13 protein-coding genes are annotated in these 13,296 nt (G+C 37.9%); 7 read left to right on the top strand and 6 right to left on the bottom strand.

Features of this window, described 5'->3' with window-relative positions; translation table 11 throughout:
* Positions 1-51: 51 nt before the first annotated feature.
* Both HW120_RS08105 and HW120_RS08100 read right to left on the bottom strand, forming a co-directional pair.
* Positions 52-1,122: a DNA polymerase beta superfamily protein gene (locus tag HW120_RS08105; RefSeq protein WP_177733023.1), complete on the bottom strand. Its 1,071-nt coding sequence runs from the start codon at positions 1,120-1,122 to the stop codon at positions 52-54.
* Complete coding sequence (locus HW120_RS08100) at positions 1,070-1,876, bottom strand: nucleotidyltransferase domain-containing protein (RefSeq protein ID WP_177733021.1); 807 nt, start codon at positions 1,874-1,876, stop codon at positions 1,070-1,072. Before HW120_RS08100 ends, HW120_RS08105 begins: the two co-directional genes overlap by 53 nt.
* 327 nt (positions 1,877-2,203) lie before the next feature.
* On the opposite strand from HW120_RS08100, the gene HW120_RS08095 reads away from it, so the two are divergent.
* Positions 2,204-3,220, top strand: a complete 1,017-nt coding sequence (locus HW120_RS08095) for a helix-turn-helix transcriptional regulator (protein WP_177733019.1) — start codon at positions 2,204-2,206, stop codon at positions 3,218-3,220.
* Positions 3,221-3,267: 47 nt separating this feature from the next.
* On the opposite strand, the gene HW120_RS08090 is transcribed toward HW120_RS08095, so the two are convergent.
* From HW120_RS08090 to HW120_RS08080, 3 genes are all read right to left on the bottom strand, one after another.
* Positions 3,268-4,572, bottom strand: coding sequence for a dihydrolipoamide acetyltransferase family protein (locus tag HW120_RS08090; protein ID WP_177733017.1), 1,305 nt, complete (start codon positions 4,570-4,572; stop codon positions 3,268-3,270).
* A gap of 84 nt (positions 4,573-4,656) precedes the next feature.
* Positions 4,657-5,817 carry a glycosyltransferase family 2 protein gene (locus tag HW120_RS08085; RefSeq protein ID WP_177733015.1) on the bottom strand — a complete coding sequence of 387 codons (1,161 nt, stop codon included), beginning with the start codon at positions 5,815-5,817 and terminating at the stop codon, positions 4,657-4,659.
* A gap of 100 nt (positions 5,818-5,917) precedes the next feature.
* On the bottom strand, positions 5,918-6,280 hold the full coding sequence (locus HW120_RS08080) for a hypothetical protein (protein WP_177733013.1): 363 nt from the start codon (positions 6,278-6,280) through the stop codon (positions 5,918-5,920).
* 114 nt (positions 6,281-6,394) lie between these two features.
* Between HW120_RS08080 and HW120_RS08075 the strand changes: the two genes are divergently transcribed.
* A complete protein-coding gene (locus tag HW120_RS08075) occupies positions 6,395-8,257 on the top strand; it encodes an ABC-F family ATP-binding cassette domain-containing protein (RefSeq protein ID WP_177733011.1) in 1,863 nt (620 codons plus the stop codon).
* 60 nt (positions 8,258-8,317) lie between these two features.
* A complete protein-coding gene (locus tag HW120_RS08070) occupies positions 8,318-8,779 on the top strand; it encodes an FKBP-type peptidyl-prolyl cis-trans isomerase (RefSeq protein ID WP_177733009.1) in 462 nt (153 codons plus the stop codon).
* Between the two features lie 135 nt (positions 8,780-8,914).
* Here the strand turns inward: HW120_RS08070 and HW120_RS08065 are convergent, their stop codons facing one another.
* Complete coding sequence (locus HW120_RS08065; protein WP_177733007.1) at positions 8,915-10,465, bottom strand: SDR family NAD(P)-dependent oxidoreductase; 1,551 nt, start codon at positions 10,463-10,465, stop codon at positions 8,915-8,917.
* Positions 10,466-10,658: 193 nt separating this feature from the next.
* Here HW120_RS08065 and HW120_RS08060 point away from each other — a divergent pair, with 193 nt between their 5' ends.
* The 4 genes from HW120_RS08060 (at position 10,659) to HW120_RS08045 (ending at position 13,217) form a co-directional block, all read left to right on the top strand.
* Positions 10,659-11,438: an O-methyltransferase gene (locus HW120_RS08060; RefSeq protein WP_177733005.1), complete on the top strand. Its 780-nt coding sequence runs from the start codon at positions 10,659-10,661 to the stop codon at positions 11,436-11,438.
* A gap of 108 nt (positions 11,439-11,546) precedes the next feature.
* Complete coding sequence (locus HW120_RS08055; protein ID WP_273246807.1) at positions 11,547-12,239, top strand: ABC transporter ATP-binding protein; 693 nt, start codon at positions 11,547-11,549, stop codon at positions 12,237-12,239.
* Positions 12,240-12,249: 10 nt separating this feature from the next.
* On the top strand, positions 12,250-12,822 hold the full coding sequence (locus HW120_RS08050) for a cob(I)yrinic acid a,c-diamide adenosyltransferase (protein ID WP_177733003.1): 573 nt from the start codon (positions 12,250-12,252) through the stop codon (positions 12,820-12,822).
* Positions 12,823-12,995: 173 nt separating this feature from the next.
* Positions 12,996-13,217, top strand: coding sequence for a DUF2795 domain-containing protein (locus tag HW120_RS08045; RefSeq protein WP_002986941.1), 222 nt, complete (start codon positions 12,996-12,998; stop codon positions 13,215-13,217).
* Positions 13,218-13,296 lie beyond the last annotated feature (79 nt).

Below are 13,296 nucleotides of genomic sequence, written 5' to 3'. Positions count from 1 at the left end.
TATTTGATTTTCCCGCCCGTTTGGAAACAACATTTTGCTATATAATTGTTACTATTCAGCATACAATTCTTTTCGCATGTTAACCAATATTTCTTTCGCCAGTTTTTCATCCGGCTGATCCTTTAAACAACTCGCTCTGTAAAAGCATTCAATCCGGTTTATATAACTTTCCGCTTTTGCCAGCAATTCTTCATACGCTTTTGCTCCTGATTTTATCGCTAATAACTCCTCTCTATTTTCTCTTTTTACATTTAACCGGCCTGTAACCAAAGCTTCTTCGGCCATTTGCAGCAGCCTTATTGTATGCATCATGTTTTTGGAATCGTACCCTCCTTTATGCTGCTGGTTGGTTTTATATCTTTCTTCATTTCTTTTTTCCACCCATTCCCAATATTCCCTATACTCTTTACAATATGAGGAGTACGCGTCAAAATTGAAAAACAGATACGCTTTTTCGTTTTCATTTTTAGGAACAGAAGAAAGACAAACCTCATTAGACTGATCATTTCTCACGATTCCGCTATATTGAAAGGATTGATCATGATCATAAAACAAGGCATACATCCCTTTTAAATGAGGAAGCTTGATTAATCCGCATTGTTCCTGATTATAGTTTTCCTGCTTTAACCAATTTTTCAGGGCAACCGTTGTATAGCCCTGAACTATAAAGCAAAAATCCATAACATCTTTCCGCGCTATCGGTAATGGGTTCAGTATTTTTTTCTTCAATCCTTTTGCCTTACGCACCTGTGTCATAGCATAACCGGCAAAAGTATCTTTTATCTGTTTAGACAGAAACATCTCTATAGAAAGATTGTTCATGATGGGATGTTTAAACAGAATGCTTTCTTTCGGCGTGGCTAATAGTTCCAATATATTAGGATTGTTTTTTATTAGTAATTCCACAAATCTGCCTAATTCATAATAGACCTCATCATTTGACTCACTATTAACCTGAGCCACATAATCCAACCCGTAAAATTGTTCTTCAGGCAAATAAAACACTCCTTTTATATCGGTATCTGATGCTGCCGTGTCGAGTCCATAGGCTCTGCTACCACTAACACATTCAAACAGTAGCAGTCCTTTCTCTTTTATCTCTTTTATCTCTTTTATTGTCATAACATTCTATTATTTCTTTAAAAAAAGTATCCAGCTGTTCTGTTTGAAAAACATCTTTTCCAAATGCTTTCACCGCTTCCGAAGCTTTTTCAAATTCCTTATTTATAAATACCTGTAACGGTTCTTCTATAACCACTTTAAAATCTTCGACGGCAGTTTCCTTTTGCTTTATCAGAAACATTATCCGTTCAAAAACACTGACTTCCGTTATGGTTTTCATCAGGTTTTCTATTGTCATTGGCGCTATTGTTCCTTTTTCAAGACACCATTTTGCCGCTAATAGCGGACGCAGTATGTAAAACAGTTTTTTGATTTTTATTTCATTGCCCGTTTCTATTGTTGCCGATGCGCTTTTTGCTATTCCCAGATAATGCAAGGTATTGCTTCTTTTGCTGAAAAAATTCTGTGACACTTTCCATAAAGCTTCCCTGAATCCTTCTTCTTCAAAATATATTTCGGGAGATTGCAACCATTCAAAGATTGTCGTATTGGATTTATTCATTAACATCAAAACTTTTTTCAAATCCCATCCATAAACATCCAGTACATCTGTTATTGGAAAACTAAGCTGATCTTTATATTCCCTTACAGACAGATAATCTTCTATATTCCGGACATATACAAACCGAACATCATAATCACTGTCCGGTGATGGAAATCCCCATGCGCGGCTTCCGGATTCGCAGGCAAACAGTATTTTTATATTGTTCGCTTTTTCTATTTCTTTTAACTTTTCTATTATTATTGTTTTCATTTTAATTTCTTTTTTATAACCGGGTAACAGTCAAAAAGAGCAGGAATCAAACCAGGTTCGAAGTAACTCTTTTTTAAAACCAGAACCGTGTTTCATTCTGACATTGCAAAGATGACCGCCTATATGCGCAGCATAAACACGTAGTTGTATAAAATTTTAATATTTTTCACAAAACACTAAAAACAAATCAGTTACAGAAATTAATTTTAATAAAAAAGGAAACATGAACAAAAACTACGCAAATACATTGCGCATGTTTTTATTTTTTAAATATATTTGAAGTGATACATTTGAAGAAATAACGCTTAAACAGCACCTATCTGAATTATGGCAACCAACAAACTGGCCTTAATCCGCTACAAAACCATCGACTATTGCTTAAAAAACCGGTTCCGAAAATGGACTCTGGAAGATTTGATCGAAAAGGTTTCCGATGCCTTATACGAATATGAAGGCATAACTTCCGGAATCAGCAAACGCACCATTCAGGGCGATATCCAGATGATGCGCAGTGACCGTCTGGGTTATAATGCCCCGATAATCGTAACCGACAAGAAGTTCTATACGTATGAAGATCCGGATTTCAGCATTACCAATTCTCCCATCAACACGGCAGACATGGAAAAGATGAAAGAGATCGTTAGTGTTTTAAAACAGTTAAACAGTTTCAGTTATTTTGATGAAATGAGTGATATGATTGCCAAACTGGAAAACAATCTCCACAAATCTTCCGATAAGACCAAGAATTATATACAGTTTGAAAACAACAGGCAGTTAAAAGGAATTGAACATATCAATCCGCTGTATCAGGCTATTTTAAATAAAACACCTTTATTAATAACATACCGTTCGTTCAGGGCAAAAGCATCCAGAAAAGACATGTATCATCCTTATTTATTAAAAGAATACCGGAACCGCTGGTTTTTAATTGCCAAGCCCAAAAAAGGGATTTGTCTTATTACGCTGGCATTAGACCGGATTGAAGAGTTCCACACTTCACCCGGGGATATTTTTATTGACTATGAAGGTGTCGATTTTGACCTTTATTTTGACGATACCTTAGGTGTGACAAAAACGTATAAAGACAGGGCTCAAAAAGTAGTTTTACAATTCGACAGGAATATGGCGCCCTATGTGGTAACCAAGCCGCTGCACCATTCCCAGCAGGTTCTCAGTGATAATGAACAGGGAATACTCATCCGGATCGATGTGGTTTTAAATTTTGAACTGGAGCGCGAAATTTTAGGATTCGGCGAATCCGTAAAAGTGCTAACCCCGAAACATTTAGTCCGGCAGATCCAACGCCGATTAGGAAAAGCCGCCAACCTTTACGAAACAGCATAAAAAAACCCTGAATTAATTCAGGGTTTTTTTTTAGTATTTATCAGATATTATACATCTCTGTTAATATCCCATGCTTCTAAATAATCTGCAACGCGTTTAACGAAACTTCCTCCTAAGGCACCGTCAACAACTCTGTGGTCATAACTGTGCGATAAGAACATTTTCTGACGGATTCCGATAAAGTCACCTTCAGGAGTTTCAATAACAGCCGGTACTTTTCTGATCGCTCCTAAAGCTAAGATACCTACCTGCGGCTGGTTGATGATTGGTGTTCCGAAAACACTGCCAAAAGTTCCCACATTCGTTACCGTATATGTTCCACCCTGAGTATCGTCCGGCTTTAATTTACCGGCTTTAGCGCGGTTTCCAAGATCGTTAACCGCCTTAGCCATTCCAACAAGGTTTAACTGATCTGCATTTTTAATTACCGGAACAATAAGGTTTCCGTTTGGTAATGCAGCAGCCATTCCTAAATTGATATTTTTCTTTTTAATGATATAGTCACCATCTACAGAAATATTCATTCCCGGGAAATCTTTTAAAGCTTTGGCAACTGCTTCCATAAAGATTGGTGTGAATGTTAATTTCTCTCCTTCTCTCTTTTCAAAAGCACTTTTAACTTTATCTCTCCATTTTACGATGTTCGTCACATCCACTTCAATAAACGACTGAACGTGTGCCGAAGTCTGAACAGACTGAACCATATAACCTGAAATCAGCTTACGCATTCTGTCCATTTCCACAATCTCGTCACCGCCGTTAACCGAAACCGGAACCGCTTTTTGAGCTGCAGCTTGTGGCTGAGGAGCCGCCTTAGGCGCTTCCACTGCTTTTGCAGGAGCCGCTACCGGTTGGTTTCCTCTATTTTTAACATACTCTAAAATATCATTTTTAGTAACGCGTCCGTCTTTTCCTGTTCCGTTGATCGCTTCTAATTCTGCTACTGAAACACCTTCTTCTTTAGCGATATTTTTCACTAATGGCGAGAAGAATTTATCAGAATCCGAAAAATCAGCCGGAGCAGCAACCGCAACGGCAGCTTCTACTGTTTTGGCAATTTCTGCAACAGCAGCCGGAGCCGCTTCCTGTTTTGGCGCTTCTACAGCACCACCTTCAGTTTCGATGATAGCAATCGTCTGACCAACCTGTACTACATCGTCAACATTGAAAAGAATTTCAACCAAAGTACCGGAAACTTCCGAAGGTACTTCACTATCTACTTTATCCGTAGCAATTTCCAAAACCGCTTCATCCGCTTCAATGGTTTCTCCTACTTTTTTCAACCAGTTGGTTATCGTTGCTTCCGCAACACTTTCCCCCATTTTGGGTAATTTCAATTCAAACTTTGCCATATCTTTAAACTAAAGTTGTGTTTTCCTATTTGGTTTGCAAAATTACTAATTATTTTAATTTATAATTCCACAAAATGCAATTTTTTACACGATTTCTATTATCTCACCTCTGTCATTACTACTGTTACTTCCTATAGCATAAGAAGTGCCTGCCGGAATGATTTTAAAAGTGAAATTCTTATTTTTATTTTCTTCCAGAAAAGCAATAATCTCTTTAAAACGGACACCGGTATTATCCAATAGTATCTCGATTTGCTTTTTATCGCTAACCGCTTGCGAAAATAACGCATTTTCATTAATATCATTATGTACGGAGAGCTTTTTTTGCAGTTGCTTTTCCAATTTCTTTTTCAGGCTTTCACTGGTAGAAATCAAGGCGTATTCTGCAATATTCCGGACTGTTTTTTTCGATTGGTTTTTTTTAAACGTTGCAAAAGCAAACGTTCCCAGCCGCATAAAAACATCAAAGAAAAGAGACGTTCTAAAGTGTTTTTTGTAAAAGAACTGCATCGCTTCCCGGAAACGCTTCATATAGGTACCATCTTTTACGGTACTTTCTCCTTTATAATGTATAACGGTAGTGTCGTGAAAGTAATAATTGGATTTTCCGGTCTTTAAAACCAGATAAGACAGGTCAATATCATCCGAATACATAAAACAGTCCTCGTCAAATCCGCCCACTTCCAGATACAGCTTCCTTTCTAAAACCATAAAAGCGCCTACCAGTATATCGACTTTCCCGGTTTCATTTTCCGCTATATGCTGGGCATAATATTTATTGAAGTATTTTGATGCCGGAAAGATTTTATACAAGCCGGCAATCTTGGTAAAAGCGACCCAGGGCGTAGGCACACCCCGTTTGCATTCCGGCAGAAAATTTCCGGTTCCATCAATGAGCTTACAGCCGATAATTCCGGAATCGGGTTGTTTTTCAGCAAAAGCCAGTACTTTTTCAAAAGTATCTTCCGCCACTACCGTATCCGGGTTTAAAATACAAACGTATTTTCCTTTGGCTATCGCAACACCAATATTATTCCCTTTCGGAAAACCCAGATTGTCTTTATTCGCGATTAAAGTAACGTCGGGAAAACGCTCCCGCATCATCTGACAGCTGTTATCCGGTGAAGCATTATCGACTACAACAATCTCACCGTCAATATGCTGCAATGCCTTTTGGACACTCAAAACACATTGTTCTAAAAAATAACGGACATTATAATTAAGGATGATAACCGATAACTGCATGCAACAAATATAATTAGTAAATTTTCAAAACGGAAAGAATATATACAACTGCTGCATTTTTTAACCTTTGCTCACAGCAATACCATGAAAAACTTCCGCCTCATACTCCTTCCGGTTTATCATCGCTCAAAATCCATCCCTGTGTTCTGGTTTTATACAGCTTTTTGATATGGATAATCGTATTGGCACAGTTACGCTTTGCCAGTGCTTTAAATTCTGCTAACAATTTCTCCTGTGGAGTATCTTTTGCACCTTCTACCTGTATCAGTCCTATTTTAATATAATCAAAATCTGTTTTTTCTCCTTCAAAATACAACGCTACAGTTTCCGGCAGCTTTTCACAAACCGGAGCAGAGTCCATTAATGGGGTAAACGTTTCTTTTGTATAGGTTCCGTAACTGCAGGAATGCAGCATTAAAGTACTGACTGCCAAAGCCAACACGGCTAAAGACTTCTTTTTCATTATAAATGCTTTTAAAAATGGTGTCAAAAGTAAAAATTTTCCTGCTTTACGATTATCAAAAATTTCCAAAAAGTAAATAACAAATAAAGCTTACTTTTGCAAAAAATATCCATCGTGAATTACCTTTCTGTAGAAAATATATCCAAATCATTTGGCGAACGTGTTTTGTTTGAGAATCTTTCGTTCGGAATCAATAAAGATCAAAAAATTGCTTTCATTGCCAAAAACGGCTCTGGAAAAACAACAATTATGAGTATTATTAATGGTTTGGAAGAACCGGATACCGGCCAGGTAGTTTTAAGAAAAGGAATCCGGATGGCGTTTCTGTCGCAAAATAATAATTTGCAGGAAGAGCTCACGATCGAAGAAAGCATTTTTGCTTCCGATAATGAAACCCTTAAAATAATTGAAGCGTATGAAAAAGCGCTGGAAAATCCGGATGACGAAGAAGCTTATCAGAAAGCTTTTGACGGAATGGATCAGCATAATGCCTGGGATTTCGAAACGCAATACAAACAAATTTTATTCAAATTAAAACTGGAGGATTTTAAACTAAAAGTAAAAAATCTTTCCGGTGGACAGAAAAAACGTCTTTCATTAGCCATCATTCTGATCAACCGCCCGGATTTACTGATTCTGGATGAGCCAACGAACCACCTGGATCTTGAAATGATCGAGTGGCTTGAAAGCTATTTTGCAAAAGAAAACATCACGTTGTTTATGGTAACGCACGACCGTTTCTTTTTAGAACGTGTTTGCAACGAAATCCTTGAATTAGACAACGGAAAACTATACCAGTACAAAGGAAACTATTCCTATTATTTAGAGAAAAAAGAAGAACGGATTGCTTCTGAAAATTCCAGTATTGATAAAGCCAAAAACTTATTCGTAAAAGAATTGGAATGGATGCGCCGTCAGCCAAAAGCGAGAACCACAAAGTCAAAATCCCGTCAGGATGATTTTTATGTTATCAAGGAAAAGGCACAAAGCCGACGTAAAGAAAACCAGGTTGAGCTGGAAATCAACATGGAGCGTATGGGAAGCAAGATCATCGAGCTTCACAAAATTTCCAAAAAATTTAAAGACCACGTTATTCTTGATAATTTCAGTTTTGATTTTCAACGGGGAGAACGTATCGGAATCATCGGTAAAAACGGAACCGGAAAATCAACTTTTTTAAACCTTCTTACAGGGACACTTCCGTTAGATAGCGGTCGTGTTGTAAAAGGGGAAACCATTAAAATTGGTTATTACACCCAAAGCGGAATCAATCCGAAACAAGGTCAGCGTGTTATTGATGTTATCAAGGAATACGGCGAATATATCCCGCTTGCAAAAGGACGTATGATTTCTGCTTCACAATTATTGGAACGTTTTCTTTTTGATCCTAAAAAGCAATATGATTATGTCGAAAAATTAAGCGGTGGTGAATTAAAACGACTGTATTTATGTACCGTTTTGATTCAGAATCCAAACTTTCTAATTCTCGATGAGCCTACAAACGATTTGGATATTGTAACGCTAAACGTTTTGGAAAGCTTCCTTTTAGATTATCCGGGCTGCCTGCTTGTTGTATCGCACGACAGGTATTTTATGGATAAAATTGTGGATCATTTATTCGTTTTCAGAGGAAATGGTGAAATTGAAAACTTCCCCGGAAACTATTCCGATTTCAGAGCTTATGAAGACAGTGCTGATGTTGCACAGAAAGAAGAAAACAAAGCCGAAAAGAAAGATTGGAAGCAAAATAATTCAACCGGAAATTTATCGTTCAACGAACAGAAAGAATATCAAAAACTTGAACGGGAAATCAAGGATTTAGAAATGGATAAAGCTAAAATCGAGCAATTATTCTCCGATGGAAAAGTTGCCGATGACAGCATCGAAAAGAAAGCGAATGAGCTGCAAAACATTATCAATAAAATAGAGGCCAAAGAAGAACGCTGGTTTGAACTTTCAGCAAAACTGGAAGGATAATTTCCGCAACCCTCAAAGGAGAAAACAAATATACTTACACCTTTAAAAAATATTTTTTACATGAAACACCTTTTATCAGCACTATTAGCTTTAACCCTTTTTGTTTCTTGTTCTAAAAACAAAAAAACAGAAATGATTGATTATGTTGCCCAAAACGAACAGGAAATCAGCGATTATATAGCTAAAAATAAATTAGATGCACACAGAAGTGATTCCGGTTTATATTATGTGATCAAAGAACCCGGAACCGGATCACAGCCAATCGCATCCTCTAATGTAACAGTAGCCTATAAAGGCTATTTTACAGACGGGAAAGTATTTGACCAAAGTAGTCCCGACGGGATTTCTTTTGGCCTGGATCAAGTTGTAAAAGGATGGACAGAAGGCATCCCTTATTTTAAAACCGGAGGCAGCGGTATCCTTTTGGTACCTGCTCATTTAGGATATGGAAACAATGACTACAGCTCTATTCCGGGAGGTTCAGTACTTATTTTTGATATTAAATTAATTTCAATAAATTAAATCCATTTTTCACCATATCATTACTTAAGCAATCATATAAAGCCTGAGTAAACCAATAAAATCCGATTTAAGCAAATAAAAACCACAACAGCTATAATACTGTTGTGGTTTTTATTTTTACTGCCTGTAAAAAAACTACCAGGGAATCGGATTATAATCTTTTAAGAATTTCCCACACCAGTGTTTTCCGGTATTGATTCCATCAAATAATGGGTCCATAACTCTTGCAGCACCATCTACAATATCTAATGGCGGCTGAAAATCTTCCAGTTCTTGTTTCTTTTTCGCTAATTCGGCAGGATCTTCATCCGTTACCCAACCGGTATCTACAGCATTCATAAAAATACCATGCTTTGCTAACGTTCCTGATGAAGTATGTGTTAACATGTTCAGAGCCGCTTTTGCCATATTTGTATGTGGATGGCGGTCTTCTTTAAAAAAGCGATGAAATTTACCTTCCATAGCCGAAACATTTATAATGTGTTTTTGCCCCGTATTTTCTTTCTTCATTACTTCCGAAAGGCGATTGCACAACACAAAAGGCGCAACCGAATTTACCAGTTGCACTTCAATCATTTCCGTTGTTTCTATTTGTCCTAATCGCAAACGCCAGCTGTTCGTTTTTCGCAAATCCACTTGTTGTAAATCCGCATCGAGTTCTCCTTCCGGGAAAACTTCATTGGCCACCAAAGCATTATCAAAAGAATAAGGAATCTGAGATAATTTCGCCGAAGCGCGCAGCCCAATTCCGGGTTCAGGTCCATGCCAGGTTACCGGCATATTTTGATTGGGAGAAGCTCCTGAAGTCAATATTTTTAATTCATCCAAACAATTTGTATGATCTTGCAATAAATCCTGCACTTGTTTCGGTAAAGTATTGATTACACGCTCTTCATTTTCCATTAAATGGGTATAAAATCCAGCAGGACGTCTCACGGTTTGTGCAGCGTTGTTGATCAAAATATCCAATCGTTCGTACTTTTGCTCAATAAAATTGCAAAAGATCTCCACACTGGGAATATGTCGCAAATCCAATCCATGGATTTTTAAACGATGCCCCCACTCCATAAAATCTTCTTCTTTAGAAAACCTCAAAGCAGAATCAACGGGAAAACGGGTTGTAGCAATTACAGTCGCTCCACCACGCAAAAGCATCAAAGTAATATGATATCCTATTTTTAAACGAGAACCTGTTATAACAGCTACCTGTCCTTTTACATCTGCCGTTTGGAAACGTTTGGCATAATTAAAATCACCACAATCGCTACACATTGTATCATAAAAGTGGTGCATCTTCGTGAATTTCGTTTTACACACATAACAATTTCTGGGTGTTTCCAACTCTAATTGTTCCTTGTGAGCAAGATCGTTATACGACAATAATTTTGGCGCAACAAATATACTGGCTTCACGGGCATGGCGAATTCCGGTTTCTTTACGTGCCGTTTTATCTTTCTTTTCCTTTTTACGTTTGGCGGCTTCTTTACCACCTTTAATCCGTCTGGAAAACTCGTCTCTATCCGGTCTGGAAAACCTGCCAGCCTCTTTAAGCAAAGCAATTCTTTGCGCTTTAGGAATCTCAAATATCTGATCTGTATCCGTATTTAATTGTGCCAATACAGCAATACAGCGATCAATTTCTTCCGGAGTTATTATAGTATTATCCTCTATTTCTTCCTTCAACATCATAAAATGTGTATTATTTCAAGGTCGCAAATATAATCTTTTAAAGTAGCGATAAAACGTCTTCATCCTTATTGCCTTTTACCCATTGCCTTTTGCCTTTTGCCTCTTGCCTTTTGTCATTTACCTTTTACTAATCGCCTTTCACTATTATCTTTCCTAATTTGTATCTTCGCACTTCTTTGTAAACATTTTTATGCTATTTCAAATACAATCCTATTTAAAATTCCTCCGGAACTCCAAAAATCAGCACGGAGTTCACTCTCCTTTTGTTTTCAGCCTGATAACCAAATGCTTTTATGACAGCAAAGCAAAAGCGGAATACGGGATTTTAAAAAAGTACAGACAAGCCCTTTTAAACAATAAAACGCATATCCGGATAACCGATTTCGGTGCCGGATCAAGAGTCTTCAAATCGGATAACAGGCAGATCGCTCAGATTGCCAAAACTGCTGGCATTACAAAGAAAAGAGCAAAACTATTATACCGGATAGTTCATTATTTCCAACCCGATACCATCCTGGAAATAGGAACATCGGTCGGATTAGCGACATCCGCATTGTCATTAGGCAATAAAAAAGCAGCCATAACCACCCTTGAAGGCTGTCCGGAAACAGCAAAGGTTGCCCGGGAAAATTTCAGCCAATTTAACTTTAATAATATCCATTCCGTTGTATCGGAATTTGACGCCTACTTTAAAGAAAACCTGACCAGCGACACAACATACGATTGTATCTATTTTGACGGCAACCATCAAAAAGAAGCAACACTGCATTATTTTGAATTACTGTTACCCACCATTACCAACGATACGGTCTGGATTTTCGACGACATTCACTGGTCGGAACAAATGGACGAAGCCTGGCAGCACATCAAAAATCATCCTAAAGTAACGGTAACCATCGATACTTTCCAATGGGGATTGGTATTCTTCCGCAGGGAACAGGAAAAAGAACATTTTACAATTCGTGTTTAACAGGATTATTTTGTAACATTTCTAAAGTTTATCCAACTTATAGGATATTACGAAATCCTTTTTAGTAATTTTAAAAACTAAAATTTAAATAACTATTCTTCTATTCCAATGGCTACACCAATTATAGAAATCAAAGGCATCACAAGAGATTTCCCTCTTGGCAATGAAACTGTTTATGTTTTAAAAGGTATTGACTTAACGATTAATAAAGGAGAGTATGTTGCTTTAATGGGCCCTTCCGGTTCCGGAAAATCAACATTAATGAACATATTGGGCTGTTTGGACACACCTACCTCCGGCGGATATATCCTGAACGGAAAAGATGTTAGTAAAATGGAAGATGATGAACTGGCAGAAATCCGGAACAAAGAAATCGGTTTCGTTTTCCAGACGTTCAACCTATTACCCAGAACAACGGCTTTGGATAACGTAGCCCTGCCAATGGTCTATGCCGGTTTTTCCAAAAGCGAAAGGGATGTAAGAGCTACAGAAGTTCTGAAACAGGTAGGTTTGGGTGACCGTATGGACCACAAGCCAAACCAGCTATCCGGAGGACAGCGTCAGCGTGTTGCCGTGGCAAGAGCATTGGTTAACAAACCATCCATTATCCTTGCCGATGAACCAACGGGAAACCTGGACAGTAAAACATCTGTTGAGATCATGAATCTTTTCAATGACATTCATGCAAACGGCAATACTGTTATCCTGGTTACCCACGAAGAAGACATCGCCGCACACGCCCACCGCATTATCCGTTTGAGAGACGGTGTAATAGAAAGTGACAACATGCATAAACAATAACGATAACATCATGAAAGTATATACTAAAACCGGCGACAAAGGAACCACTGCCTTATTTGGCGGTACACGTGTTCCGAAACACCATATCCGGATAGACAGCTACGGCACCGTAGACGAACTGAACTCCCACATCGGACTGATCCGTGACCAGGATATCAATACACTTTATAAAAATGTATTAATTGAAATCCAGGACCGTCTTTTTACCCTGGGGGCTATTTTAGCCACACCACCGGAAAAAGAAGTTTTAAAAAACGGTCAGCAGCGTTTGAACATCAACCGGATTTCTCCGGAAGACATCGAATTCTTAGAAAAAGAAATCGACAATATGGATACTGCCCTGCCTCCTATGACACATTTTGTTTTACCGGGCGGACACACAACCGTGTCATATTGTCATATTGCACGCTGCGTTTGCCGCCGTGCAGAACGATTAGCGACACATTTACATGAACTGGAACCTATTGATACGTTAGTTTTAACCTATCTGAACCGACTTTCTGACTATCTGTTCGTATTGGCACGAAAGTTGTCATTTGACCTGCAGGCCGATGAAGTAAAATGGATTCCACGGAAATCATAGGCATTCGTTTTGTTTCATTATGAAGATTTGTTTTGATCAGATTACTGATGAAAAACCTTTCAAAAATGGGAAACGAAAAAAACGTTCTTAACTTTTTTTAAAATAAACGAAATTTTACTTGACTATTTCAGTAGAAAATTTATTTTTGCATAAAACTATAAATCGATAATAAGATGTATTGGACATTAGAATTAGCATCCTATTTAAGCGATGCGCCGTGGCCAGCCACAAAGGATGAACTTATCGACTATGCTATCAGAACAGGAGCTCCGTTAGAAGTAGTGGAAAACCTGCAATCTATAGAAGACGAAGGAGAAATCTATGAATCAATGGAAGAGATTTGGCCCGACTATCCTACAGACGAAGATTATCTTTGGAATGAGGATGAATATTAAAAAATAAGAAGCAAAGAAAAAGTCTCTCAAAGAGGCTTTTTTTTTGCTTAAATTTGCACACCTTTATTAGAAAACTAAA

This window comes from Flavobacterium inviolabile (assembly GCF_013389455.1).
In the GTDB taxonomy this organism is placed as follows: Bacteria; Bacteroidota; Bacteroidia; order Flavobacteriales; family Flavobacteriaceae; genus Flavobacterium; species Flavobacterium inviolabile.
The sequence above is the reverse complement of the archived record's forward strand: the minus strand, read 5'-3'. Positions and strand labels throughout refer to the sequence as shown.